24 protein-coding genes are annotated in these 24559 nt (G+C 62.1%); 13 read left to right on the top strand and 11 right to left on the bottom strand.

Translation table 11 applies throughout. From position 1 onward, the window contains the following. Positions 1–86: 86 nt before the first annotated feature. Positions 87–506 (bottom strand): universal stress protein, encoded by a 420-nt coding sequence (locus AB8B31_RS05345; RefSeq protein WP_018446258.1) that lies wholly within the window; start codon positions 504–506, stop codon positions 87–89. 293 nt (positions 507–799) lie between these two features. Here AB8B31_RS05345 and AB8B31_RS05340 point away from each other — a divergent pair, with 293 nt between their 5' ends. The 3 genes from AB8B31_RS05340 (at position 800) to AB8B31_RS05330 (ending at position 4311) form a co-directional block, all read left to right on the top strand. Further along, positions 800–1660, top strand: coding sequence for a VOC family protein (locus AB8B31_RS05340; RefSeq protein WP_018446259.1), 861 nt, complete (start codon positions 800–802; stop codon positions 1658–1660). Positions 1661–1836: 176 nt separating this feature from the next. Next, a complete protein-coding gene (locus tag AB8B31_RS05335) occupies positions 1837–3003 on the top strand; it encodes an AI-2E family transporter (protein ID WP_018241245.1) in 1167 nt (388 codons plus the stop codon). 18 nt (positions 3004–3021) lie between these two features. Beyond that, positions 3022–4311 carry an NAD(P)/FAD-dependent oxidoreductase gene (locus AB8B31_RS05330; RefSeq protein WP_047619679.1) on the top strand — a complete coding sequence of 430 codons (1290 nt, stop codon included), beginning with the start codon at positions 3022–3024 and terminating at the stop codon, positions 4309–4311. 33 nt (positions 4312–4344) lie between these two features. Here the strand turns inward: AB8B31_RS05330 and AB8B31_RS05325 are convergent, their stop codons facing one another. Then, the gene (locus AB8B31_RS05325; protein ID WP_047619677.1) at positions 4345–5157 is read right to left on the bottom strand and encodes a polysaccharide deacetylase family protein; all 813 of its coding nucleotides are present in this window, start codon (positions 5155–5157) and stop codon (positions 4345–4347) included. A gap of 102 nt (positions 5158–5259) precedes the next feature. Continuing rightward, positions 5260–5649, bottom strand: coding sequence for a DUF930 domain-containing protein (locus tag AB8B31_RS05320; protein ID WP_003557772.1), 390 nt, complete (start codon positions 5647–5649; stop codon positions 5260–5262). A gap of 253 nt (positions 5650–5902) precedes the next feature. Between AB8B31_RS05320 and AB8B31_RS05315 the strand changes: the two genes are divergently transcribed. Together AB8B31_RS05315 and AB8B31_RS05310 are read left to right on the top strand one after the other, a co-directional pair. After that, positions 5903–8011 carry a S9 family peptidase gene (locus AB8B31_RS05315; protein ID WP_047619675.1) on the top strand — a complete coding sequence of 703 codons (2109 nt, stop codon included), beginning with the start codon at positions 5903–5905 and terminating at the stop codon, positions 8009–8011. 17 nt (positions 8012–8028) lie between these two features. Continuing rightward, positions 8029–8553 (top strand): DUF1697 domain-containing protein, encoded by a 525-nt coding sequence (locus tag AB8B31_RS05310; protein ID WP_047619674.1) that lies wholly within the window; start codon positions 8029–8031, stop codon positions 8551–8553. 11 nt (positions 8554–8564) lie between these two features. Here the strand turns inward: AB8B31_RS05310 and AB8B31_RS05305 are convergent, their stop codons facing one another. Further along, a complete protein-coding gene (locus tag AB8B31_RS05305; RefSeq protein ID WP_018241240.1) occupies positions 8565–9233 on the bottom strand; it encodes a TetR/AcrR family transcriptional regulator in 669 nt (222 codons plus the stop codon). Between the two features lie 218 nt (positions 9234–9451). On the opposite strand from AB8B31_RS05305, the gene AB8B31_RS05300 reads away from it, so the two are divergent. Further along, positions 9452–10399 carry a homocysteine S-methyltransferase family protein gene (locus AB8B31_RS05300; protein WP_047619670.1) on the top strand — a complete coding sequence of 316 codons (948 nt, stop codon included), beginning with the start codon at positions 9452–9454 and terminating at the stop codon, positions 10397–10399. Positions 10400–10420: 21 nt separating this feature from the next. Further along, positions 10421–10651 (top strand): hypothetical protein, encoded by a 231-nt coding sequence (locus tag AB8B31_RS05295; protein ID WP_047619666.1) that lies wholly within the window; start codon positions 10421–10423, stop codon positions 10649–10651. Between the two features lie 17 nt (positions 10652–10668). On the opposite strand, the gene AB8B31_RS05290 is transcribed toward AB8B31_RS05295, so the two are convergent. Beyond that, a complete protein-coding gene (locus AB8B31_RS05290) occupies positions 10669–12123 on the bottom strand; it encodes a DHA2 family efflux MFS transporter permease subunit (RefSeq protein WP_047619664.1) in 1455 nt (484 codons plus the stop codon). A gap of 360 nt (positions 12124–12483) precedes the next feature. Between AB8B31_RS05290 and AB8B31_RS05285 the strand changes: the two genes are divergently transcribed. From AB8B31_RS05285 to AB8B31_RS05270, 4 genes are all read left to right on the top strand, one after another. Beyond that, entirely contained in the window at positions 12484–13266 is a 783-nt protein-coding gene (locus AB8B31_RS05285) for an HAD-IIB family hydrolase (RefSeq protein WP_018446267.1), read from the top strand. 109 nt (positions 13267–13375) lie between these two features. Next, complete coding sequence (locus tag AB8B31_RS05280) at positions 13376–14878, top strand: protein adenylyltransferase SelO (RefSeq protein ID WP_439007402.1); 1503 nt, start codon at positions 13376–13378, stop codon at positions 14876–14878. A 197-nt stretch (positions 14879–15075) separates the two neighbouring features. Beyond that, on the top strand, positions 15076–17415 hold the full coding sequence (locus AB8B31_RS05275) for a glucose/quinate/shikimate family membrane-bound PQQ-dependent dehydrogenase (RefSeq protein ID WP_028733854.1): 2340 nt from the start codon (positions 15076–15078) through the stop codon (positions 17413–17415). A gap of 94 nt (positions 17416–17509) precedes the next feature. Beyond that, on the top strand, positions 17510–17974 hold the full coding sequence (locus tag AB8B31_RS05270; RefSeq protein WP_182565360.1) for a hypothetical protein: 465 nt from the start codon (positions 17510–17512) through the stop codon (positions 17972–17974). 61 nt (positions 17975–18035) lie between these two features. Here the strand turns inward: AB8B31_RS05270 and bla are convergent, their stop codons facing one another. From bla to dmeR, 3 genes are all read right to left on the bottom strand, one after another. Beyond that, entirely contained in the window at positions 18036–18953 is a 918-nt protein-coding gene (gene bla, locus AB8B31_RS05265; protein WP_182565361.1) for a class A beta-lactamase, read from the bottom strand. A 113-nt stretch (positions 18954–19066) separates the two neighbouring features. Beyond that, positions 19067–20098 carry a CDF family Co(II)/Ni(II) efflux transporter DmeF gene (gene dmeF, locus AB8B31_RS05260; RefSeq protein ID WP_439007401.1) on the bottom strand — a complete coding sequence of 344 codons (1032 nt, stop codon included), beginning with the start codon at positions 20096–20098 and terminating at the stop codon, positions 19067–19069. A gap of 157 nt (positions 20099–20255) precedes the next feature. Then, positions 20256–20528, bottom strand: a complete 273-nt coding sequence (gene dmeR / locus AB8B31_RS05255; protein ID WP_018241231.1) for a Ni(II)/Co(II)-sensing transcriptional repressor DmeR — start codon at positions 20526–20528, stop codon at positions 20256–20258. Between the two features lie 269 nt (positions 20529–20797). Between dmeR and AB8B31_RS05250 the strand changes: the two genes are divergently transcribed. Next, positions 20798–21292: a GNAT family N-acetyltransferase gene (locus AB8B31_RS05250; RefSeq protein WP_018446273.1), complete on the top strand. Its 495-nt coding sequence runs from the start codon at positions 20798–20800 to the stop codon at positions 21290–21292. Between the two features lie 107 nt (positions 21293–21399). Further along, positions 21400–22029, top strand: coding sequence for a glutathione S-transferase family protein (locus AB8B31_RS05245; protein WP_018241229.1), 630 nt, complete (start codon positions 21400–21402; stop codon positions 22027–22029). A gap of 145 nt (positions 22030–22174) precedes the next feature. On the opposite strand, the gene AB8B31_RS05240 is transcribed toward AB8B31_RS05245, so the two are convergent. The 3 genes from AB8B31_RS05240 to AB8B31_RS05230 all read right to left on the bottom strand — a co-directional run bounded on the left by AB8B31_RS05240 (position 22175) and on the right by AB8B31_RS05230 (position 24493). Beyond that, the gene (locus tag AB8B31_RS05240) at positions 22175–23089 is read right to left on the bottom strand and encodes a cytochrome c (RefSeq protein ID WP_018241228.1); all 915 of its coding nucleotides are present in this window, start codon (positions 23087–23089) and stop codon (positions 22175–22177) included. Positions 23090–23226: 137 nt separating this feature from the next. Next, positions 23227–23667: a c-type cytochrome gene (locus tag AB8B31_RS05235; protein WP_018241227.1), complete on the bottom strand. Its 441-nt coding sequence runs from the start codon at positions 23665–23667 to the stop codon at positions 23227–23229. Positions 23668–23857: 190 nt separating this feature from the next. Continuing rightward, positions 23858–24493 carry a LysE family translocator gene (locus AB8B31_RS05230; protein WP_439007400.1) on the bottom strand — a complete coding sequence of 212 codons (636 nt, stop codon included), beginning with the start codon at positions 24491–24493 and terminating at the stop codon, positions 23858–23860. Positions 24494–24559: the final 66 nt, after the last annotated feature.

Below are 24559 nucleotides of genomic sequence, written 5' to 3'. Positions count from 1 at the left end.
AATCGTCGCATCGAACCGGCGGGCGCGCAACCGCGGCAAAGCGCACGGGCGGTAAATCTTCGTGACAGGCCGCAGTGGCCCAAAAATCAAATCTTCTGCCGGTCGACCAGCACCGAGCATTTGGCATGACGCACGACCCGGTCGGCGGTGGCGCCGATGAAGTAGTTGGAAAAGTCCGGAACGTGTGAGGCGACGATAATCAGATCGGCGCCGTGGCTTTCGGCGGTTGAGATGATGGCTTTGGCAGGCGGGCCGTTGGCGATCTCGACGGTTGCCTTGACGCCGGTGGTTGTGAGCAGCGCCTGCAGCTTGTCGCGGCTGTCCTGCATGGCGTCCTCGACCATATTGGCAGGCAACTCGATCGCGACATAGCTCGGCACATCTTCGATAACGTTGAGCGCGATGATCTCACCGCCGTCATCGAGCAAGGACGCGGCCTTGCGGAGGATCTTTTCTCCCTTTTCGATGCCGCCGAGCGCGATCGCTACGATGATCTTTCTGTACATGGCTTCCCTCCATGACTGGTATTTATAAGCTTCATCTAAATAAGATATGGGCGCGTTGACGGCGATCAAGTGGGCGCAAGTCATCGTCAACATCTGTTCAACGCTTCATCCTCAAAAACGGGCCTTCTGTGAACAATCGGAATGCGCCATATAGGGATCAAGTACGGCAACCGAGGGATCAGAGGCGAATGAACCGGCGAAACTTCCTCGGGCTTGCCACAGGCGGCATGTTTGCCGCCACCGCCGGTACGCCTTCTCTCTTACAGGCCAATTCAGAGGCAGGAGAACAATCCATGACGACCGAAACTTCCTATGCACTGACGCGGCCCGCCTATATCGACCAGTCGCATCTCGTCGTCACCGACCTCGGCCTCGTTTCCGGTTTCTATCAATCGATGCTCGGCCTGAAGGTCATCGAGAAGACGGCGAGCGGCGAAGTGCTGGGTGTCGGCGATCTCCCTTTGCTGACGCTGACGACCGCAAAAGATGCGACCATCGCGCCGCGCAATGCCGCCGGCCTTTTCCACACCGCCTTCCTGATGCCGAACCGGACCGAGCTCGCACGCTGGCTGCGCCATGCGGCACAGAACAATGTCGCGCTCGACGGCGCCTCGGACCATCTCGTCAGCGAGGCGATCTATCTTTCCGATCCCGAAGGCAACGGCATCGAGATCTATGCCGACCGGCCGCACGAACAATGGAAATTCCACCAGGACGGCATGGTGGAGATGGCGACGCTTCGCCTCGACCTGCAGGCGCTCTATAACAGCGCGCCTGATGAGCGCTGGAACGGCATGGCTGTGGGGACGGCGATCGGTCACCTGCATCTGCAGGTCGGCGACATCCCGCAGGCCGACGCCTTTTACCGCGACGTCCTCGGTCTCAAGCTGATGGCGCGCTATCCCGGCGCGAGCTTCTTTGCGAGCGGCGGCTATCATCACCATCTCGGCGCCAATATCTGGAACAGCCGCGGCGCGACGGCTCGCGCCAGCAATATGACCGGGCTTTCGGACTACAAGATCCGCTTCAACGACAAGGCGACGCTGGATGCGGCGGTCTCCAAGCTCGATGCGCTGGAGATCAAAAGCGAGAAGCGCGACGGCGGCGTATTCCTCAGGGATCCCTGGGGCATCGGCCTGACGCTGTCGGCGTAATTTCCAGGTTGCAGCAGATCAGCCATAGCGGTTGAAGACGCTCACGCCATGCGGGCAATGCCATCGGCGCAAAGACATGCCGGATGCACCTTCACAGGCGGTCGTTCCTTCAGGGAACCGGAACCCTATCGGTGCGTTTCCGTGAGGAAGCAATGGGGCTTCGGGGACCTCACCGCATGGGCATCGCCAATGGCATCCGCAAACAAGCAAAGAAAATCGCGATCGGCGAACGCCACACCAGCGCCTGGGCACAGTCGCTGAAGGAAGCTGCGGAAGAACTGCCGCCGCCTCCGCTGCACCGTCTGGAAAAGGATGGGCTCGACGTCAGCATGGCCTGGGCGATCATCGGCATCTTCGGCATTCTTTTTCTTGCCGCGGTCTACCTGATGTCGCTGATCCTCATCCCGATCACACTTGCCGTCGTCGTCGGCATGATCCTCGGCATGGCGGCAGAAAAGCTCGGCAAGATGGGAGTGCCGCGGCTTGCCAACGCCTTCATGCTGTCGAGCGCCGTGGCGCTGGTGATCTTCCTGCTGATCAACTCGCTTGCCGACCCGCTGATGACGCTTGCCAATGAGGGCCCGGCCTTCGCCGAGCGAACCATAAACCGCGTCATGCCATATCTGGAACGCATCAGATGGCTGCATATCACGCCGGCGACATTCGAAAGCGGGTCGATGTCGATCGGTGCGCTGCTCGAAAACACCGGCAACGTGCTGCACGTGGTGACCAGTAGCCTGACGCCGGCGCTAGTGCAGGGGATGATCTTCTTTGCGGCGCTGCTGTTCTTCCTCGCTGGTCGGGTCAACTTGCGCAAGACGATCATCATGACCTTCCGCACCCGCACGCAACGCCTGGCGGCAATCCGTGTCATCAATGCCGTCGAGCAGGTGCTCGGCTTCTATTTCGCCACGGCCTCGCTGATCTATGTCGGGCTCGGCGTCGTCATGACTGTCATCGCCTATGCCGGCGGGCTGTCGGCCCCGGTGCTCTGGGGCTTCTTCGCCTTCCTGTCGAGCTTCATCCCCTATCTCGGCATCACGCTGATGACACTTGCCGTCGCGGTCGCCGGCATCCTGACCCATGATGGCATCCTCATCGGACTGATGCCGGCGGCAGCCTTCTTCACCGTGCATCTCCTCATGGAGAACCTGATCTTCCCGGCGGTGATGGGACGGCGGCTGGAAATCAATCCCTTCGTCGTCTTCCTCGCCATCCTGTTCTGGACATGGATGTGGGGTGCCGTCGGCGCCATGCTGGCGCTGCCGCTTTCGCTGATCGTCATGACTATTATCGACGAGTTGCTGATCGAGGAAAAACCGCAGCCGCAATTGCCGAAATAATCAACCGGGGAAACCTTCGTGGCAGCTGATCTCGACCTTACCGAATCCGATCATGACCAGATGGTCAGCGGCCGTTCTCTCTGGGGAAAAAGCGGCATTCGGCCCGAATGGCGGCCGATCGAGCAGAGCTTTTCCACCGACATCGCCGTGATCGGCGGCGGCATTACCGGCGCATTGGTTGCCGAACATTTAACGGCCCGCGGTTTCTCCGTTGTTATCATCGACCGGGAAGAGCCCGGTTTCGGCAGCACCGCGGCGAGCACGGCGATGCTGCAATGGGAAATCGACAGCACCCTCACCGAGCTCGAGGATTATTACGGTTTCGAGCGTGCGGCCGGCATCTACCGCCGCAGTGGTGCCGCGGTCGCCGGCCTTTCCAAGCTGATCGCCGCAAACGAGATCGCCTGCGGCTTCCGGTCTCGCAATACGCTCTATCTGGCTGATGGCCGCGAAGGCGCGCGCAACCTGCTGGAGGAGCGCCAGCTTCGTCGCCGGGCGGGCCTGCCCGGCGTCTATCTCGAACATCCCGATCTCTTCACACAATTCGAACTCGACCGGGATGGTGCGATCTATTCGCCGGGTTCGGCGGAATGCGATCCGCTGCTTCTGACCTGGGCGCTGCTGGAGATGGCCGTCCGGCGCGGCGCGCGGCTGGTCAACGCTTCCGTGGCTGCGCTTCACAGCGAAGGTGACCGCGTCATGGCGGAGACGGATGGAGGCCACGTCATCGAGGCGCGGCATGTCGTGCTTGCGACCGGCTATTCGATGCCGGGCCTCGACATGCCGAAACTGCACCGGTCGAGTTCGAGCTGGGCGCTCGCCACCGTGCCGCAGGACCCGGCAAATTTCTGGCGCGACAGGGCGCTGATCTGGGAGGACAGCCACCCCTATCTCTACATGCGCACGACGGCGGACAATCGCATCGTCGCCGGCGGCGAGGATGACGATACCACGGATGCCGAAGTACGAGATCGGAAGCTGCCGGCCAAGACCATGGCAATCCAGGAGAAGATGAAGCGGCTGTGGCCGAAGGCGGATACACGCGTCGCCCATGCCTGGTGCGGCACCTTCGGCGAGACGGCCGACGGCCTGCCGCTGATCGGTCCGGTGCCGGAGATACCACATGTCTTCGCGGCCTACGGCTACGGCGGCAACGGCATCACCTTCTCCTATCTCGCCGCGCAAATGATCGGCGCAATGCTGGCCGGCATGCAACGGGATTGGTTCGAGGATTTTGCGGTCGACCGCGACGGACCGGGCTTACGAACGCTGCACGAGCGCTTCCGACCGGAAATCATGCTGCGTTAAATCTTGTTCGAGACGAAGAAGAGGCTTCGGCCGTTATTCGGTCGTCTTGTCGTCACCGGTGTCCTCGACATCCTGGAGTCGGACGAATTGCGTACCCTTCGCCTTGAGATCGACCAATGCCTTGGCCACCCCCTCGCCGGCCGCATGGGTCGGCTGATTGACATGGGAGATGACGACATCGCCGTCCTTGGCCGCGGCGATGCGCTTTTCGGTGATAACAGCCCCGAGCAGCGAGCCGCCGTCGCCGTTCACCGAATAACCGGCAATGCGATAGCCCATGGCGCGGATCTCGCTGATGGCGGAAAGATCATATTTGGCGGTCGAGCCGCGGAACCAGTGCGGCGCCGGGATGCCGGCAGCGACCATCGCGGCAGCGCCGCCTTCGACTTCCTGCCGCACCGCCTGCGGCGAGCCGGCAGACGCGATGCCATAGATCAGCGTCGGCGTGTCGACGGCCGGAATATGGTTCTGGCCATGATTTTCGAGTTCGAAGAGATCGGGATTCTGCAGGAACACGGCGACCGCGGCGGGATTGCGCTTCAGCCAGCGGGCGGTGACGAAGATCGTTGCCGGGATGCGTTCACGCACCAAGGTCGAAAGGATGCGCTCGTCCGCCTGCCCCATGCAGGCATCGAAGGTCAGCGCAACACGGGCATGGCCGGCGACATTGGAACGGGCGATATGCAGATGCGGCTCGACGAGTTTTGGCGCCGGCGCCTTCGGGGCCGGACTGACTGCAGCCGGGACCTGACGGAGCGCGGCCGGCACGGCTGACGGAATTTCGTCCGCCAATGCAGTTAATATGGTGGAGAAAAGGAACGCCGAAGCGAGCAGGATGCGGTTCATACGATGGATTTCTATGATTCGAGCTGCCGATTTTAGCGGCGGCTCTCCCCCGGCGCCATGCGGCCGGATGTCACCGCAGCCGCCTGGACGGACAGGGCAGCATCAATCATAGAGATAATACTTGTCCCACTTCTCGCGCGGCACCTTCTCGCCGATCTCATAATTGAGCTCGCGCACGTTGATATGCTGCGGACCGGTGATGCAATTGTAGGAGAGATGATACCAGTCGCCCTTGCTGCGGAAGACGGCACCCGGCGCGTCCAGCGAATTGTCGCCGGGGATCGGGTCCTTGAAGGTGTAGGCGATCACCTTGTCGGGCTTGAAGCCGGTGCTGTCCTTGTTGATGCGGCTCATCGCCTCTGTGTCGCAACTCTGTTCCAGGCGGGTCGAGGGATCGAGTTTTTCCAGTTGCTTCTTGATGGCGGGATCGACGGCAAAGGCGGGGGCAGCGAGGCTTGCGAGGGATACAAACAGGAGCAGACGTTTCGGCATTGCGGAGAAAATCCCTTGCTGTTGTCCATTCTTCACCCTGCCACAGGCGGCTTGCCGGAGGCTTGGCACGTGCAAATTTCGCGCGACGAGAGCGGACTTTCTTAAATATTGTGGTGACATCAAGGCAAGGCGGGCAAAGCGTCCTCCTTGTCTGTGGAAGGTCATCCGCGCCCTTGCCACACCCTTGCCGCTTGATCCGGGACCAGTGCGCCTCTATCTCTTGCCAACCCGACATTCCCACCGGAGCCATTCCTTGTCCGCTTTCAAGAGCCTGCCGACCCCGCCTGCCGCACCGAAGAAGCCCACCTCCGATACGCGCCACGGCATCACCCGCACGGACGACTATGCCTGGCTGCGCGCCGACAACTGGCAGGCGATGTTCAAGGATCCGTCGATCCTCGATCCCGAGATCCGCCGCCATCTCGACGCTGAAAACACCTATATGAACGCGGCGATGGAGGACACCAAGCCGCTGCAGAAGGTGCTGTTTTCCGAAATGCGCGGCCGCATCAAGGAAGACGACAGCTCGGTGCCGATGAAGGACGGCGCCTATGCCTACGGCACCTTCTATGTCACCGGCGGCGAACAGCCGCGTTATTTCCGCATCGCCCGCGACGGCAATGTCGCCGACGAGACGATCCGCACAGTGCTGCTCGACGGTGACAAGGAGGCGGCCGGCAAGGCCTATTTCCGCCTCGCCGGCCTCGACCATACGAGCGACCACAACCGTGGCATCTGGGGTTATGACGACAAGGGTTCGGAGTTCTTCACGCTGAAGGTGCGCGACCTCCAGACCGGGCAAGACCTCGAGGACCGGATCGAGAATACCGGCGGCGGCGGCGTCTGGGCGCCCGACGGCAAGAGCTTCTTCTATTCGGCGCTCGACGAGAACCACCGGCCGTCGAAGGTGTTCCACCACATTCTCGGCCAGCCGCAGTCGGAAGACCGGCTGGTCTATGAGGAAGCCGATGCCGGCTTCTTCATGGGGGTCGGCGGCTCGCTGCTCGACGATGTCATCTATATCGACATCCACGACCACGAGACCAGCGAATACCGGCTGCTGTCGACCAAGGACTTGACCGCCGAGCCGAAGCTGGTGGCGGCGCGCGAGGAAGGCATCGAATATTCGCTGACCGAGGGCGGCGACGTCTTCTACATCCTCACCAATGACGGCGGCGCCAAGGATTTCAAGATCATGGAAGCGCCGGTCGACAATCCGGTGAAGGAAAACTGGCGCGAAGTGGTCGCCCACAAGCCCGGCACGCTTGTTATCAGCCACATGGCCTATGCCCGCCATCTCCTGTGGCTGGAGCGCAAGGACGGGCTGCCACAGATCATGATCCGCGACCGCAAGACCGGCGAGGAACATGCGATCGCCTTTGCCGAGGAAGCCTATTCGCTGGGGCTGCAGGGCGCGGCGGAATACGACACCGATATCATCCGCTTCTCCTATTCCTCGATGACGACACCGTCGCAGCTCTATGACTACAACATGGTGACGCGCGAGCGCACGCTGTTGAAGACGCAGGAAGTGCCGTCCGGTCACAATCCCGACGACTACGTCACCCGCCGCGTCTTCGCTCCGGCGTGGGACGGCGAGAAGGTGCCGGTCACCCTGCTCTATCGTAGGGATACCCCACTCGACGGCAGCGCGCCCTGCCTGCTCTACGGCTATGGCGCCTACGGCATCACCATTCCGGCCGGCTTCAACACCAATTGCCTGTCGCTCGCCGACCGCGGCTTCGTCTATGCCATCGCCCATATCCGCGGCGGCAAGGACAAGGGATTTTCCTGGTACGAAGACGGCAAGATGGACAAAAAGACGAACACCTTCAGGGACTTCGTCGCAGCGGCCGACTATCTGAATCAACAGAAGTTCACCTCTTACGCGAAGATCATCGCCGAGGGCGGATCGGCCGGCGGCATGCTGATGGGTGCGGTTGCCAACATGGCGCCGGAGAAGTTTGCCGGCCTCATCGCCGCCGTTCCCTTCGTCGACGTGCTCAACACCATGCTCGACGACACTTTGCCGCTCACCCCGCCGGAATGGCCGGAATGGGGCAATCCGATCGACAGCAAGGAAGAATACGAGCAGATCGCATCCTACTCGCCCTATGACAATGTCGGCGCAAAGGCCTATCCGCCGGTCCTGGCGCTCGGCGGCCTGACCGACCCGCGCGTCACCTATTGGGAGCCGGCCAAGTGGGTGGCGAAGCTGCGCGACAAGACGACGGGCGACGCGCCGATCCTGCTCAAGACCAACATGGACGCCGGCCATGGCGGCGCCTCGGGCCGCTTCCAACGGCTGGAAGAGATTGCCTTTGAGTATGCGTTTGCAATCAAGGTTGCCGGCAAGATGTAAAGGATTCGGAGGAGCCGATGACGGTCTTTGTTGCATTGCTCCGCGCCGTCAATGTCGGCGGCACCGGCTCTTTGCCGATGGCCGAACTGAAGGCGATATGCGAAGGCCTCGGCTTTTCCGACGTGAAGACCTACATCCAGAGCGGCAACGTGCTTTTCCGCTCGGATGAGGCGGAAAAGACGGTGGAGGAGCGGCTCGACGAGGCGCTCGGCAAGACGATGGGCAAACGCCCAGGCGTGACGGTGCGCAGCCGCAAAGAACTCGACAAGCTTGCCGCCGACGCACCCTTCCCCAAGGCCAAGCCGAACTTCCTGCTGGTCTACTTCCTGCCCGAAAAGCCGCCCGGCGATGCGCTGGAAAAGATGGTGGCGCCCGACGGCGAGGAGGCGAAACTCGCCGGCCGGGAAATCTACGTGCATTATCCCAACGGCTCCGGCCGCTCGAAGCTGAAGCTGCCGGCGCTGAAGACTGGAACGTCGCGCAATCTCAACACCGTGCGCAAGCTCGCGGAAATGGCCGCGGCGATGGAAGGCAAGGACTGACGCCCAAAAAGCTAGTGCGGCTCTGCGCCTCCATGAAAGGCTGAACCGCTCGACGCCCTCGGCATCTCCGCCACCGGCAGGAAGAGCATCTTCACGAAGGTGCGGAGCATCAGCACCTGTTCGGCCAGCGTGTTCGGCTCCTTCAGCGTCTTCGACAAAACGATGCCGCCTTCCAGGACTGAGGACACCATGTCGGCAAGCTGGTCGACGTCGACGGGTTCGCGCAGCGGATAGACGGCCACGATTTCCCGGATCATGCGGCCGAAGCGGCGCCGCCAGGCAAGCACCGCATTCCGGTTGATCTCCTGTATCTCGCGGTCGAACAGCCGCTCGTAATAGCAGATGCCCGCCACAAGGCAGCCCGGATGGCCGTTCGGCAGGTCGGAGAGCAATTCGGACAGCAGCTTCAGGCCGAGCAGGAAGGACTGCAGCGGATCGTCGACCAGATCGCGCGCGCGGCTGAAGATCTCGTCGTAGATGCGCTCGTCATTTTCGATGTAACGGTTGAGCAGCGCCTTGGCGAGCTCGTTCTTGTCTCTGAAATGATAGAAGAAGCCGCTCTTGGTGATGCCGGTCTCGGCGATCAGCTCCTCGATGGATGTGCCGCCGAAACCCTTCTGCAAGACTGCCGCTTCGGCCACATCGAGGATGCGGGTCCGCGTTTCCTCGCCCTTTCGCATGTCCCCTCCTGTACCGACGGTACAGTTTTTGGCGCCGCACCTTCAGGCTTGCTTGCGCCCCCGGCAGCATCGGTTGAAGCAAGCAATTGATATCAATCGGCAAAAACCAAAACCACCTGGAGTATACCGCAAGTCGTCTAGTTTGGCAGCCGATTAAGCGCCAGAACATCATTCATCGACGGCAGCCAATCGGGCGCCGCGAGGGAGAGGCTTCAACAATGGCAAAGTACAGAAATGGTTTGCCGCAGCTCAAAGGCGGCACCTTCATTACCGATGGCGGCATGGAAACGACGATGATCTTCCAGGAAGGGATCGAGCTTCCGCATTTCGCCGCCTTCATATTGCTGTCTTCCGAAGACGGGCGGCAGCGCATGCGGAATTACTATCGCCGCTATCTCGATATCGCCCGGCGGCACGGCACGGGCTTCGTGCTCGACACCGCCACATGGCGAGCCAATCCGGACTGGGGACAGAAGCTCGGCTATACCAGCGAAGCCCTGAAGGCGGTCAACGAGGAGGCCGTCGACCTGCTCGTCGGCTTACGCAGCGCTTATGAGCGGCCGGAGCAGCCGATCGTCATCAGCGGGGCGATCGGCCCGCGCGGCGACGGCTACAAGGCAGGCTTCATGGATGCGGTCGAAGCGGAAGACTACCACGCCTTCCAGATCGGCACTTTTGCCGGCACCGAAGCCGATATGGTGAGCGCCTTCACGCTGACCAACATCGACGAGGCGATCGGCGTGGCGCGGGCGGCACAGTCGCTCGGCATGCCCTCGGCCATCTCCTTCACGCTGGAGACGGATGGCCGGCTGGTGACGGGCCGCAGCATTCAGGACGCCATCGAGACGACGGATGCGGCGACCGGCGGTGCGCCGGCCTATTACATGATCAACTGCGCCCATCCGACGCATTTCGAAACAGCGCTCGATCCTGGAAGCGGCTGGGTGAAGCGCATTTCCGGCATCCGCGCCAATGCCTCGACCATGAGCCATGAGCAGTTGGACAATAGCGAAACGCTGGATGCGGGCGATCCCGAAGATCTCGGCCGCCGCTACCGCAAGCTCATCGACCGCATGCCTGCGGTGCGCGTGCTTGGCGGCTGCTGCGGCACCGACCACCGCCATGTCGCGGCGATCTGCGAGGCATGCCTGCCGCAGGCGGCGTAACGACCTGAGAGGGAGGAGAGAATGACGATTGGGGGCACGATGATGCGTGAGCGCCGCTGGCACGATCTGTGGCTTGTGATCACGGGACGGCAGAGGCGCACCGAGCCTGAGGCAGCCGTGGAGGTGGCGCTGCGGGATAGTGATCTCGCCTTCGGGGGCTTGCCCGGCCCGATAACCTACGGGCTCGAGGCAGACCGGCGCGAGGGCCGGCCCTTTCGACGCAGGCAGCCGCGGGAGCCGGTCGGCTTCTGACGAAGGGAAAGGCGGTGTCAGCCTTTGGCGACGGCGCCTTTCGTCTGCTTGGCCTTGTAGCCGGTGATCTCCTCGCCGGCAGTCGGCGAGAAGCGCAGGTTCCAGAAGGTCGCGGTGATCGAGATGATCGTGACGACGATGAAGGCTGCCGAGAAATCGCCAAGGGCCGGCGTCTCGGCGCCATTGAACGCCATGGAGCCGTGCAGCGCCAAGGCGCCGATGCAGATGCCGAGCGACAGCATCAGCTGCTGGAAGGTGGTGTAGAAGCTCGTGGCCGAGCTCATCCGCTCCTTGCTGATCTCGTCATAGGCAATGGTGTTATAGGCGGTGAACTGGAACGACAGGAAGAAGGCGCTGAGCACCAGGACGACAAAGACCAGCGGCATCGGCCAGTCCGGCCGGAAGGCGGCACAAAGGCCATAGCCGATCGTCCCGAGGATGCCGTTGAGGATGAGGCTCCTGCGGAAGCCCAGCCGGCGGAAGACAAATTTCGCCATCGGCTTCATGGCGAGAGCGCCAAGCGCGGTCGCGATGATGATCTGGCCGGCCGCGGCGGCAGACAGGCCGAAGCCGATCTGGAAGAGCAGCGGCAGCAGGAAGGGCTGCGCTCCTTGCGTGATGCGCGTCAGCGAACCGGCAATGACCGACGTGCCAAAGCTCGGCACCTTCATCAGCGAGAAATCCATGATCGGCGACGGGTGCTTGCGGGCATGTCTGAGATAGGCGATGCCGAAGAGCAGGCCAAGTGCGATCAGGAAGATCGAAAACGCACCCTCGCCCTCATGGCTCGACATTTCGAAGCCGAAGAGCAGCGAGCCGAGCGAGACGCCGGAAAGAATGAAGCCGATCGTATCGAACGGACCGCCTGCCTTGCCCTTGACCTCGTCGATGTAGATCGAGACGAAGATCATGCCAATGATGCCGATCGGCACATTGATATAAAAGATCCAGCGCCAGTCGAGATAAGTGACGATGAAGCCGCCGAGCGGCGGGCCGACGATCGGGCCGATCAGCGCCGGCACGAGCAGCCAGGACATGGCGCTGACCATATCCTTGCGGTCGACGCTGCGCATCAGCACCAGGCGCCCGACCGGCATCATCATCGCGCCGCCGATGCCCTGCAGCAGCCGCGCCAGCACCAGGAAGGACAGCGTCGGCGCCAGGGCACAGAGGATGGAGCCGACGACGAAGACGGCGATGGCCGAGCGGAAAACGGTGCGGGAGCCGAAACTATCGGCCATCCGGCCACTTGCCGGAATGAAGATCGCAAGGCTCAAGAGATAGGAGGTCAAGGCGATCGACATGGCCGGGGCGCTGACCCCGAAATCACGTGCCATGGTCGGCAGCGCGGTCGCAAGCACGGTCGCATCGATATTTTCCATCAGCATCGCACTCGCGACAATCATCGCGATCACCCGGAAATTGGGTGTGGCGCGCCGAACCATCGGCGCCTGGTAAATCTGATCCGACATCGTCCGGGATCACTCGCGGTGGCGCGGCGGAGCACACAAGGCAGCAAGGCCGCGGGGGATGACATGGCGCGAAGCCAAGGGGAGACGATTTGCTATACGCCTGCGATCATGGCGGCGCTATGTCGTTTATGGCAAAGCTGCTTTGACGAGAGGTAAAGGCAGATCACGATTCCTTGCATGGGTCTGTTCTTCGTGAGGTCTTAGGGGTGAAGAAGCGACGGGCGGACGGTGAGTCCATCACCGCTGGTTTTCTGAGCAACGGAGGTGCCCCGATGAATCAAGTCAATGACCTGCGATCCATGCTTGCCGGATCAAGTGCGTGATAGGCAGCTTTACCGTCTGACGAGGAAAGAACTGACAATGAAGCCCCTGAATACAGCAAGCGCCTTTGAATTTAAGAGCGTGCGTTTTGTCCTTACCGACATGGATGAGACGTTGACCTATCGCGGCCGGCTTGCTGCCGCCACTTACACTGCGTTGGAACGTCTCCAGCAATCCGGCGTGATCGTCATTCCGGTGACCGCAGCTCCTGCTGGATGGTGCGATCAGATGGCGCGAATGTGGCCGGTCGATGGAGTCATTGGCGAGAACGGCGGCTTCTATTTTCGGCGCAATGCAAATGGGCACGGCACCAAGCGCTCGTTCTGGCATTCTGACGCGGATCGCGAGGATGTTACACGGCGACTGCGTGCGATTGAGGAAGAAATCCGAGTGGCCTTGCCGAGGGCGCAACTGGCGGAAGATCACCCCTTTCGCATGACCAGCCTTGCTTTCGCCAAACCAGAAGATTCGGATTTGCGAGAAACAATCCTTGCCAGATTGGCCGCGGCAGGCGCTGATGTAACAGTCAACAATCTTTGGCTTCTCGCTTGGCTCGGCGGATACAACAAGCTCTCGATGGCCAAGAGGATACTCAAGCAGGCCTATGATCTGGATGTCGAGACCGATCGCGACGCGGTGCTCTATGCGGGTGACTCGACCAACGATGCGCCAATGTTCAGTTTCTTCCGGCATACGGTGGGCGTGAGCACGGTTGTCGACTATCTCCCTGAGATGCCTACACCACCGGTATGGATCACAGATGGACCGGGCGGAGTTGGCTTCGTCGAGGCTGCAGAAGCGATTTTGCGATCACGGCGATAAGCGTCCGCCAATCGACGATCGACGCGATGCAGCGTCTGCAACCCGTTGCAGATCAGACAGGCGGCAGAACCGGCTTGCGCGGCAGGCAAGCCAACCCTACCTATGAACTATGACCTCCGCCCTGCAGCAAAATCGGCCCGGTGCGGCCTTTCCGTTCGACAACAGCTATGTCGGTTTGCCGCCGCACTTCTTTGCGGCGCAAGCGCCGACTGCGGTGGCGGAGCCCTGGCTGATCAAGCTCAACGAGCCGCTTGCCACCGAGCTCGGGCTTGACGTCGAGGCCTTGCGCCGCGATGGCGCGGCGATCTTTTCCGGAAATCTCCTTCCCGAAGGGGCCGAACCGCTGGCGATGGCCTATGCCGGGCATCAGTTCGGCGGCTTCTCGCCGCAGCTCGGTGATGGGCGGGCGATCCTTCTCGGCGAGGTCGTCGACCGCAGCGGCAAGCGCTACGATATCCAGCTGAAGGGCGCCGGACCGACGCCTTTTTCGCGCCGCGGCGACGGGCGGGCGGCAATCGGGCCGGTCTTGCGCGAATATATCATCAGCGAGGCAATGTTTGCGCTCGGCATTCCCGCCACGCGGGCGCTGGCGGCGGTGACGACAGGCGAGCCGGTTTATCGCGAAGAGGTGCTGCCGGGCGCGGTCTTCACCCGCGTCGCGGCCAGCCATGTCAGAGTCGGCACGTTCCAGTACTTCGCGGCCAGGGGCGATACCGACGGCGTGCGGGCTCTGGCCGACTATGTGATCGACCGGCACTATCCCGCATTGAAAGAGGCTGAAACCCCCTATCTCTCGCTCTTCGAAGCGGTCTCCGAACGCCAGGCGGCGCTGATTGCCCGCTGGCTGCATGTGGGCTTCATCCATGGCGTGATGAACACGGATAATATGACCGTCTCCGGCGAGACGATCGATTTCGGCCCCTGCGCCTTCATGGATACCTATGATCCGGCGACCGTCTTCTCGTCGATCGACCAGCATGGCCGTTACGCCTATGCCAACCAGCCCGGCATCGGCCAATGGAACCTCGCAAGGCTCGGCGAAACGCTGCTGCCGCTGATCGACGCCGAGCCCGACAGCGCGGTCGACAAGGCCAATGTGGTGATAAAGAGTTACGGCGAACGGTTCCAGGCGCATTGGCTGGCCGGCATGCGCGAAAAGATCGGCCTTGCCGGTGAAGAGGACGGCGATCTCGAACTGGTGCAGGCGCTGCTGTCACTGATGCAGGCGCAGGGCGCCGATTTCACCCTGACCTTCCGGCGGCTATCGGATCTTGCCGGCGATGACGTCGCAGCGCCCGCATTTGCGGCAAGTTTCCGCGAAGCGGATGCCTGCGGCCCCTGGCTCACGCAGTGGCGCGAGAGATTGTCCCGCGATCCGCAGACGGCCACTGAGCGCACCATTGCCATGCGCGGCGTCAATCCGGCCTTCATTCCGCGCAATCACCGGGTCGAACAGGCGATCAAGGCTGCCGTCGAGGACGGGGATTTCTCGCTGTTCGAGGCGCTGCTGAGCGTGCTTTCGAAACCCTATGAGGATCAGCCAGGCTTTGCCGCTTATAGGGAGCCACCGAAGCCGGACGAACGGGTGCTTGCGACCTTCTGCGGAACGTAACGAGCGCTCTCGCCCGTTTTGGTGGGACATTTGCGCCACAGCGATCCGCTTCCATCCGGCCTGACGCGCCGTTCGGTGCATCCGCGCCCTGCGGCAAATGTGGCCGTTGAAAGGCATCTGCCTCGCGCTATCTGCCTGATCGGCGGGGCTTTTCCGCCGATCCTTCACCCCGGCTAACCTCAGCGGGAGACTGCCTTATGGCGATCATCGTCACCTCCATCTTCTTCATCATCATCGGGCTGGCACTCGGCGGTGGCGGGCTCTGGCTCGTCACGCTCGGCGGCAGCGTCTTCTATCTGTTTGCCGGGCTGATGTTCGTGATTACCGCCGGTCTGCTTCTGATGCGCAAGGCGGTGGCGCTCTGGGTCTATGCGGTGCTCGTCGTCGCAGCACTCGCCTGGGCGATCTGGGAGGTTGGCTTCGACTGGTGGCAGCTCGGCCCGCGCGGCGGCATGATCATCCTGCTCGGGCTCTGGCTGCTGACACCATGGATCCGCCGGCCGCTCGGCCTGCGCAGCCCGACGGGCATCACCTACGCCGCCAACCCCTGGCCGCTCGCCGTGCCTGTCATCCTCGCCATCCTCGTCGCCCTTTATTCGATGACGACTGACCCGCATGATCTTGCCGGCGAACTGCCCAAGGACATGGTCGCCGCCAATCCCGCCTTCGGGGGCAGCGTGCCGGATGGCGAATGGCATCAATATGGCCGCACGCCTTTCGGCCAGCGCTATTCGCCGCTCGACCAGATCACAGCCCAGAATGTTTCCACTCTCAAGGAAGCGTGGCGATACCAGACCGGCGACGTCAAACGGCCGGAGGATATCAGCGAGACGACCTATCAGGTGACGCCGCTCAAGGTGAAGGACACGCTCTATCTCTGCACGCCGCACAACTGGGCGATCGCGCTCGACGCCAAGACCGGCAAGGAGAAATGGAAATACGACGCCAACTCCGGCATGAACCCCGACCGGCAGCATCAGACCTGCCGTGGCGTCACCTATTATGCCGATCCAACCGTTGCCGCCGGCCAGCCCTGCGCCGAACGCGTCTACCTGCCGACATCCGATGCCCGGCTGATCGCGCTCGATGCGGCAGACGGGAAGGTCTGCACCAGCTTTGCCGACCAGGGCGTGCTGCATTTGGAAACCGGCATGCGCTACAATCCGGCCGGCTATTACTATTCCACCTCGCCGCCGGTCGCGGTGGCGGGCAAGATCATCGTCGGTGGGGCGGTGAACGACAACTATTCGACTGAGGAACAATCCGGCGTCATCCGCGCCTTCGACATCAATACCGGCGCATTGGTCTGGAACTGGGATTCCGGCAATCCCGACGTGACGACGCCGATCACCGAGGGCCAGACCTATACGACCAACTCGCCGAACAGCTGGTCGGTCTTCAGCGTCGACGAGACACTCGGCATGGTCTATATCCCGCTCGGCAACCAGGTGCCCGACCAGCTCGGCATCAACCGCAGCGACAATGTCGAGAAATTCTCCTCCTCGATCGTCGCGCTCGATATCGCCACCGGCCAGTTGCGATGGGTGCGCCAGACGGTGCATCACGATCTCTGGGACATGGACGTCCCGGCCCAGCCGGCGCTGATCGACCTGACGAAGCAGGACGGCACCGTGGTTCCGGCCCTGGTCGGCCCGACCAAGCAGGGCGATCTCTATGTGCTCGACCGGCGCAGCGGCGAGCCGATCATCCCGGTCAAGGAAATCCCGGCGCCGGGTGGTGCGGTCTCCGGCGATCATACTTCGCCGACGCAGCCGATCTCGGACCTCACCTTCTCGCCGGAGCCGCTTCAGGAAAAGGACATGTGGGGCGTGTCGCTGTTCGACCAGCTCGCCTGCCGCATCGACTTCCACCGCTACTACTATGAGGGCCGCTATACGCCGCCTTCGCTCAAAGGGACGATCGTCTATCCCGGCAATTTCGGCACCTTCAACTGGGGCAGCGTGGCGGTGGATCCGGAGCGGCAGATCATGTTCGGCATGCCGACCTATCTCGCCTTCACCTCGCGCCTGGTGCCGGCCGCCGATATTCCGCCGAGAGGCCAGGACGAGAAGGGCAGCGAACAGGGGCTCAACCGCAATGACGGCGCGCCTTACGGCGTGTTCATGGGTCCCTTCCTCGGGCTGCTCAAAATCCCCTGCCAGGCGCCGCCATGGGGCTATGTCGCGGGCGTTGACCTGCGCACCGGCAAGATTGCCTATATGCACAAGAACGGCACCGTGCGCGACATGACGCCATTGCCCCTGCCCTTCAAGGTGGGCGTACCCGGCATCGGTGGACCGATGCTGACCAAGGGCGGCGTCGCCTTCCTGGGGGCTGCGGTCGACAACTACCTGCGCGCCTATGACGTGACGAATGGCCGAGAGCTCTGGCAGGCGCGGCTTCCCGCCGGCGGCCAGGCGACGCCGATGACCTATGAGACTGATGATAACAAGCAATATGTCGTCATGGTCGCCGGCGGCCACGGCTCGGTCGGCACCACGCCCGGCGATTACGTGATCGCCTATACGCTGCCTTGATGGGAGCGCCCCTTCTCCTCACGAGAAGGAGGCGGCGCAAGCTCTAGGCATGGTTGCATCGCCATTCTCTCCCCGTTTTTCGGGGAGAGTTTTTATGGAAATCTCTAGCAATATTCGCAATTATTACGGGGTCGGCGGTCTTTTCGATCAGTCGGCCAAATCCAAGAATCAGCAAACGACGGACTTCGACAGCACTGCGCGCAATACCGCGCCCGGTCTCGAGCCCAGCAGCACGCCGCCTTCGATCGCCAATACCATGTGGGCCCTGCAAAGCAGCGAAGGCCCCTACATCAATCAGCCTTCCGACGATGAAGTGGCGGCGAGTGCGGCGCATGCCGCCCTGGTCGACGAATTCTCCAAATGGGGCAACATGACGCCGGCGGAATATATCCGCGCCCGCTATCTCGAGCAGCACGATCTGACCGAGGCCGATCTGGCCGCCATGCCGGCCGACCAACGCGCCGCAATCGAGAAGGAAATCACCGAGCAGATCAAGCGCGAGATGGCCGGTATCGAGGATGACGGCACCAAGACGGCAGACGATATCACCGCCGCCTGAGCCACAGGAAAACCTGACCCGAGGTGCGGCGGAGAGCCTTCTCCGCCGCATTTTTCATGATTCACACCATGTCGACGATCATGCGGCCGACTTCGGCAAAGACCGGGTTGAGTTCCTTCACCGGCACGGTCGTCTCACTGATATAAACGGCTGCGACGATCGGACCGCGATCCGGCGGCCAGATCACAGCGATATCGCCGAGAGAGCCATTCGGCCCGGTGCCGGTCTTGTCGCCGACCTTCCAATCGGCCGGCAGGCCGGCCCGCAGCCGCTCCTTGCCTGTCGTGCTCGCCACCAGCCAGGCGATCAGCCTGTCGCAGGAGGCCTCAGTGAGGACCGAGCCGAGCGTCAGATTGCCGAGCGTGTCGAGCATCGCATCCGGGGTCGTCGTGTCGCGCGGATCGTCCTTTCGGCCCTCGTTCAGCGTCGGTTCGGAGCGGTCGAGGCGGGTCGTGCCGTCACCGATCGAGCGCAGCCATTCGGTCAGCGCCGCCGGACCGCCAAAACTTTCGAGCAGCAGATTGCCGGCCGTGTTGTCGCTGACGGTCACCGCCGCCTCGCAGAGTTCGGCAATGGTCATGCCATCGGTGCCGGCGTGTTTTTCGCTGAGCGGCGAATAATCGACGAGCTTGTCCTTGCCGTAGGTCACCCGCCGATCGAGGTTCTCCTCGCCCTTGTCAGCACGGGCAAGCACGAAAGCGGCGGCCAGCGCCTTGAAGGTACTGCACATCGGAAAGGCCTCGCTGCCGCGATAGCCGAAAGAGATGCTCGTCTCAGTGTCGAGCACCGAGACGCCGAGGCGGCCGCCGGTGCGTTTTTCCAGCGCAGCAAGGCGGCGCTCGATGTTGTCGTCGCCCTCCTCGGCACTCTCCTTGGCCCCCTCCTGGGCATTGGCGGGAATCGCCAGCGCGGGCAAGCCCATCGCAGGCAGGCACAATGCCGCGCCTATCAGCATGCGGCGGGTTAGACTGAGATCCATGAAATCCTCCGGCAAATCGGGAGGACAGAGCTAAGGCGAGATTGCGGCGGCATCTCGTCCCCAAGGTGATGTTAATCGTCCGTCGAGCGACCTTTGTCGTCCGATCGCGCCGATCACGCCGCGCGCGTAACCTCGACCGTTACATGCGACAATTCCTCCAACGCCGAAAGCCTGCCCTTGTAGAAGGCCGGATCGCGCGGCTTCGAGGTAAGGACGGCAACAATTGCGGCATGATGGCCGGGGCCGACCTGCCAGACATGCAGATCGGTGATCCGGTCGTCCTCCGTCTCGATGGCGCCGCGGATCTCCGCCGGCAGCGTCTCGCCTTCGGAAATGACATCGAGCAGGACGACGCCGGAGGATTTCATCAGGCTCCACGACCAATTGGCGATCACCAAACCGCCGACGATGCCCATCAGGGGATCGAGCCAGAGCCAGCCATAAAGGCTGCCGAGCGTCAGCGCCGCGATGGCGAGCACGGAGGTCAAAGCATCGGCGATGACATGCAGATAGGCGGCGCGGATATTGTTGTCGCCGGTCTTTGCGTGATGGGCATGGTCGCCATGACCGTGCGGACGATGTCCATGCGCGGGATGGGCGTGGTTGCCATGACTGTGATGCGCGTGATGGCCATGCCCATGATGATGGTGCGCATGATCGCCATGCGCGACATGGCCGCCGCCGGCCAGCAGCCAGGCGCTGGCCAGATTGACGGCAAGGCCGATCACCGCCACGGCGATCGCCTGGGCAAAACCGATCGGCACGGGATTGGAAAGGCGCAGCAGGCTTTCCCAGGCCATCAGCAGGGCGATCAGGGCAAGGATGATAGCGCTGGCGAAGCCGGCGAGATCGCCGAGCTTGCCGGTGCCGAAGGTGAAACGCGGATTGCGTGCCTGCCGGCGGGCGAAGAGATAGGCGAGCGCCGAAATCAGCAGCGCACTGGCATGGGTCGACATGTGCCAGCCATCGGCGACCAGGGCCATGGAGCCGTAGACGGTGCCGGCGGCGATTTCCGCCACCATCATCACTGCCGTCAGCGCGATCACCAGCCAGATGCGCCGCTCGTTGCGCGTATGATCGGCGCCGAGGAAGACATGATCATGTTCCAGGGCATTGATTCCAGCTTTGTCGCTTCCCACACTCATGACAGGCTCCTTCGTCATCGCGCTTAGAGCGGTTCAGCGCTTCAGCGTTTCATGAAAACGCAAAACCGCTCTAAGCTTTTGTTTTTTACGCAATTCCCGGCAAAATCGCTTCGCGCTTTGCCTGGGAAAATCGCTTCACACTTTTCCTGGAATTGCTCTAGCGCATATAGGTTCTCAACACTTCCGATATGTCCTCGACCGCCTCCGCCCTTGCCGCATCGTCGGCGGCATTCAGCACGTGCTCACGCAGATGATCGTCGAGCACCTCGCCGGTCAGCCCGGTCAGCGCGCCGCGGACGGAGGCGAGCAGTTGCAGGATCTCGCCGCAAGGGCGCTCAGACTCGAGGGCGCGCTCGACCGCCTCCATCTGCCCCTTCAAGCGGCTGATGCGGGCGACGAGCTTCTTTTTCTGCAGGGTGGTGTGGGACATGATGGGTCCTCATATAGCATAGGGGGGTATACTATCAAGAGTGAGGCCAGGGCTCAATGCCTGTGATGGGCTCCGATCCGCCATTGACAAAGCCCGCATTTCCGACGATCTATGATCCATGATCAAAAACGCGCACCAGAGCCGCTCGTATTTTTGGCTGTACCTGTAAAGGGCGGCCGGACAAGATCATATTGTCAACAAGCCGCCGTCAGGCGGCTTTGTTGTATCGGCAGCGTCCTGACGGCAGAATATCAAAGGACGCGAAGACCATGACCGAAATCGAAGACAGCGAAATTTCACTGATGCGCCCATCGGTGGTGACGATCCGCGCCGCCAAGCCGCGCGACCTGCCCGAACTCAACGAGATGATCGCCCTGCTTGCCGCCCATCACGGCGATTCGGCAGGCACGACGGCGGAGCAGCTGGAGCGCGACCTCTTCGGCCCGCTGCCCTGGATTAATGCGCTCGTCGCCGAGACCGGCGGAGGGCTGATCGGCTACGCCATTCTCGTGCCGCTCTACAGGGCGCAGGAAGGCAAGCGCGGCATGGACCTGCACCACCTCTTCGTGCGTGACGGCCATCGCGGTCACGGCACCGGCCAGTTGCTCGTCGACCGGGCGCGCGAGACCGCCCGCAATGCCGGCTGCGGCTACCTCTCCGTCAGCGCCGCCACCGGAAACGTGCTGGCGCACCGCTTCTACGAACAGCTGGATTTCACCCCGCGTCCGGTGACCGGCATGCGCTATATGCAGTCGATCGCTTAGGGTGACCGGCTCGAAGGTTCGGCTTTCGCAAGAGCCGAAGCTCAACGCATCAAAACGGCTGCACAGTATTGCGCGACATGCTTTGTCGAATTGCATAAGGAGCTTTCATGCCTGATTTCAAACTCCATTGTTTCGCTCTGTCGGGGAATTCTTACAAGGTCGCGCTGTTCTTTGCGCTTGCCGGCATCGAGTGGGAAAGCATTTTCGTTGATTATCTGGGCGGCGAAACGCGAACCGAACAATGGCGAAAAACCATAAACGAACAGGGCGAGGCGCCTGTGCTCGAACATGGGCAAACGAAAATCAGCCAATCGGGGATCATCCTGGACTACTTGTCAGAGGTGACAGGCCACTTTGGGGCGCAGACGGTCGAAGAACGGCGTGACATCATGCGTTGGATTCTTTTCGACAACCATAAATTCACGAGCTACTACGCAACGCTGAGGTTCATGTATGGCCTTCAGAAGAGCGGCGAGACGCCCGTCGTCGAGTTTTTGAGACTGAGGGCCAAAGCTGCCTATGCCATTGTTGACGAACATCTGGCGCACCAGGCCTTCATGGTCGGCGACCGACTGACGATCGCAGACCTCTCTCTGGCGGGCTACGTCTTCATGCCGGAGGAAACCGGGATAGATCACAGCGCCTTCCCGGCTATCACAGCCTGGAAAGATCGTATCAGCAAGATGCCCGGCTGGCGCCATCCCTATGATCTGATGCCAGGTCCCACCTCCCTATAAGCAGGCGTGGGACCTTGCGAAGGTGCCAGGCACAACCGCACTTAAAGCGCGTCGCATCAAACTTGATTCATGCGACGCGCTTTGGATCTTTGTTTTTACGCATGTCGTTGCCGCAAAACCGCTGCGCAGTTTTGCGCAACATGCTTTAGCGTCCCGGCACGGCCTTCAGATAGGCGGCGATCGCCTCGCGGTCGGCGGCCGGCAGATGGGCGATGTTCTGCTGCACATCGACCATAGAGCCGCCGACGGAATCGAAATCGGGGGTGAAGCCGGTTTCGAGGTAGCTGGCGATATCGGCCTCGCTCCAGCCGCCGATGCTCTTGGAGGCCGGGGTGATATCCGGTATGCGGCCCTTGCCTTCCGGATTGGGGGCGCCGGCGAGCCACTGATCCGCCTGGAAGCCGCCCAGCGCATCGCGCGGCGTATGGCATTCGCCGCAATGACCGGGGCCTTCGACGAGATATTGCCCGCGCTTGATCTTGTCGTCGCTCTTGGCGAGCGCGACGCGCGGTTGGTCGCTGAAATAGAGGAATTTCCAGCCGCCGAGCGCCAGCCGGATGTTGAAGGGGAACGGCAGCTCATGCTGTGGCGCGACATTTGCGCTCTTCGGCAGGGTCTTCAGGAAGGCGAAGAGATCGTTGACGTCCTTATCGCTCATGCGGGAATAGGAGCTGTAGGGAAAGGACGGGTAGAGGTGCTCGCCACCCGGGCCGACGCCGCGCTTCATCGCGTTGCCGAATTCGGCGAGCGTCCAGGCGCCGATGCCGGCCTTTTCATCGGGTGAGATGTTCGGCACGTGGAAGGTGCCGAAAGGGCTCTTCAGCGCCAGGCCGCCTGCAAGCGTCAGCTTTGCATCGCCTTCGGAACCCGGTGCTGCATGACAGCTGACACAGCCGCCCGCCCAGAAAACCATCTGACCGTTCGCCGGGTCCGGCGCGCCGAGACCGGCCCAACGGCTCTCCGGCAGCGGATCGGGTGCGGTGACGAGATAGAAGGCGCCGCCGCCAAGCACGGCGACGCCGATCAGACAGAGCAGTAACCGGATGAACCTGCGGACCATGCTCCGCCTCCCCTTTACCGAGATTTTCCTGCTTGGAGCGGTTCTGCGACCAGCCCACACGGGCGGAGAATAAGGTGATCCGCGCCGGCGGCAAGGCCGGCGCGGGTCGCGTATCAAGTTCCAGATCAAACGGCCTATCAATCCTTGATGCGATAGGCCTTGTGACAGCCGCCGCAATTGGCGCCGAGCGTGTTGACCGTGGCGCCGACGGCGGCTGCATCGGCCGGAAGCTGAGCCAGCGCGGTTTCGGCGTCGGTGGAGAGCTTGGCGGCGCGCGCCTTGAAGTCATCCATGTTTTCCCAGATCTTCGGGCTCGCCTCTTCGTCGCCGGTCTCCGTGCCCGGCTTGAACTGGTCGGGGAAGACCTTGGCCGTTGCGGCGATGGTGGTCAGCGCCGCCTTCACCGCCTCGGCGTCATAGGGCTTGGTGCCCTTGGCGATGGCTGCCAGGGCGCCGGCCGAACCGCCGATCTGCTTCATCAGCGCAATGCGCGAATCATGAGTACCGTCGGCGGCGGTCACCGAACCTAAGGCTATGCCGGCCATCGCTGCGGCGGCAGCTACTGCTTTCCAATTCATATTCCTCTCCATTTCTCCTCGGCCAACTGGCCGGAGGCCAATCTGCACCGGGAGCATGACAAAATCCATGCGTCCTGGCAGTCACGTTTTGCCGGAGCATCATAAAAACAATGTGATAGGCCGTTCTCTGCTTTTATGCATGTCGTTATCCCGGAACCGCTGCACACTTCCGGGCGACATGCAGTGGCGCTCAAGCGCTTTTCCACCCCTGCCAGAGGCTGAAGGCGGAGACGACAACCAGCAGCAGTCCGGCGAAGCGGCCGACAAAGGCCGTGACGTCAGGGTTGGCGACGAGCAGGTCGCGGCTGCGGCCGGCCGTCATCGCCAGCGTGCCGTAGATGGCAAACTGGGTGACGACAGTCATGACGCCCATGATCAGCCCCTGCATCCAGATCGGGCCATGTTCCGGTCTGAGGAACTGCGGGTAGACGGCAAACATGAAGATATAGGCCTTCGGATTGACGAGACAGGTGACGGCGCCCTGGCGGAAGGCGCGCCAGCCGGAGTGCGCCGTTCCCGGGCCAACCGCCTCGACGGTGATCGAACTGCGGATCAGCGAAATGCCGATCCAGATCATGTAGGCGACGCCGGCAAAGAGCAGCACGTTGAAAAGCTGCGGCAGCATGGTGACGAGCACGCCGACGCCGGCTGCGCCATAGGCCGAATGCACGGCGCCGCCGGCCATGATGCCGCCGGTCGCCGCCAGCCCGCGTTTGACGCCGCCGGTCAGCGAATTGGCGAGCACGAAGAGCATGTCCATACCCGGCACGATGATGATGCCAAAGAGAAGGGTGAAGAAGAGCCAGAGGTTTTCGTGGTAGTTCATGTCAGTTACCGCCTTGAGTTCTGCGAGCCGTTTTGAAAGACCCTGATTGATTTCAATCCGATAGTC

The sequence above is a fragment of the Rhizobium sp. 62_C5_N11_2 genome, from assembly GCF_051811185.1.
Classification (GTDB): domain Bacteria; phylum Pseudomonadota; class Alphaproteobacteria; order Rhizobiales; family Rhizobiaceae; genus Rhizobium; species Rhizobium leguminosarum.
Note: the sequence above shows the minus strand (reverse complement) of the source record. Positions and strands in the feature narration are given on the sequence as shown.

Bases quoted from the DNA above. Each gene is read 5' to 3' on its own strand.
- AB8B31_RS05345 (WP_018446258.1), bottom strand. From the start codon at position 506: ATGTACAGAAAGATCATCGTAGCGATCGCGCTCGGCGGCATCGAAAAG.
- AB8B31_RS05340 (WP_018446259.1), top strand. From the start codon at position 800: ATGACGACCGAAACTTCCTATGCACTGACGCGGCCCGCCTATATCGAC.
- AB8B31_RS05335 (WP_018241245.1), top strand. From the start codon at position 1,837: ATGGGCATCGCCAATGGCATCCGCAAACAAGCAAAGAAAATCGCGATC.
- AB8B31_RS05325 (WP_047619677.1), bottom strand. From the start codon at position 5,157: ATGAACCGCATCCTGCTCGCTTCGGCGTTCCTTTTCTCCACCATATTA.
- AB8B31_RS05320 (WP_003557772.1), bottom strand. From the start codon at position 5,649: ATGCCGAAACGTCTGCTCCTGTTTGTATCCCTCGCAAGCCTCGCTGCC.
- AB8B31_RS05310 (WP_047619674.1), top strand. From the start codon at position 8,029: ATGACGGTCTTTGTTGCATTGCTCCGCGCCGTCAATGTCGGCGGCACC.
- AB8B31_RS05305 (WP_018241240.1), bottom strand. From the start codon at position 9,233: ATGCGAAAGGGCGAGGAAACGCGGACCCGCATCCTCGATGTGGCCGAA.
- AB8B31_RS05300 (WP_047619670.1), top strand. From the start codon at position 9,452: ATGGCAAAGTACAGAAATGGTTTGCCGCAGCTCAAAGGCGGCACCTTC.
- AB8B31_RS05295 (WP_047619666.1), top strand. From the start codon at position 10,421: ATGACGATTGGGGGCACGATGATGCGTGAGCGCCGCTGGCACGATCTG.
- AB8B31_RS05290 (WP_047619664.1), bottom strand. From the start codon at position 12,123: ATGTCGGATCAGATTTACCAGGCGCCGATGGTTCGGCGCGCCACACCC.
- AB8B31_RS05285 (WP_018446267.1), top strand. From the start codon at position 12,484: ATGAAGCCCCTGAATACAGCAAGCGCCTTTGAATTTAAGAGCGTGCGT.
- AB8B31_RS05280 (WP_439007402.1), top strand. From the start codon at position 13,376: ATGACCTCCGCCCTGCAGCAAAATCGGCCCGGTGCGGCCTTTCCGTTC.
- AB8B31_RS05275 (WP_028733854.1), top strand. From the start codon at position 15,076: ATGGCGATCATCGTCACCTCCATCTTCTTCATCATCATCGGGCTGGCA.
- AB8B31_RS05270 (WP_182565360.1), top strand. From the start codon at position 17,510: ATGGAAATCTCTAGCAATATTCGCAATTATTACGGGGTCGGCGGTCTT.
- bla (WP_182565361.1), bottom strand. From the start codon at position 18,953: ATGGATCTCAGTCTAACCCGCCGCATGCTGATAGGCGCGGCATTGTGC.
- dmeF (WP_439007401.1), bottom strand. From the start codon at position 20,098: ATGAGTGTGGGAAGCGACAAAGCTGGAATCAATGCCCTGGAACATGAT.
- dmeR (WP_018241231.1), bottom strand. From the start codon at position 20,528: ATGTCCCACACCACCCTGCAGAAAAAGAAGCTCGTCGCCCGCATCAGC.
- AB8B31_RS05250 (WP_018446273.1), top strand. From the start codon at position 20,798: ATGACCGAAATCGAAGACAGCGAAATTTCACTGATGCGCCCATCGGTG.
- AB8B31_RS05245 (WP_018241229.1), top strand. From the start codon at position 21,400: ATGCCTGATTTCAAACTCCATTGTTTCGCTCTGTCGGGGAATTCTTAC.
- AB8B31_RS05240 (WP_018241228.1), bottom strand. From the start codon at position 23,089: ATGGTCCGCAGGTTCATCCGGTTACTGCTCTGTCTGATCGGCGTCGCC.
- AB8B31_RS05235 (WP_018241227.1), bottom strand. From the start codon at position 23,667: ATGAATTGGAAAGCAGTAGCTGCCGCCGCAGCGATGGCCGGCATAGCC.
- AB8B31_RS05230 (WP_439007400.1), bottom strand. From the start codon at position 24,493: ATGAACTACCACGAAAACCTCTGGCTCTTCTTCACCCTTCTCTTTGGC.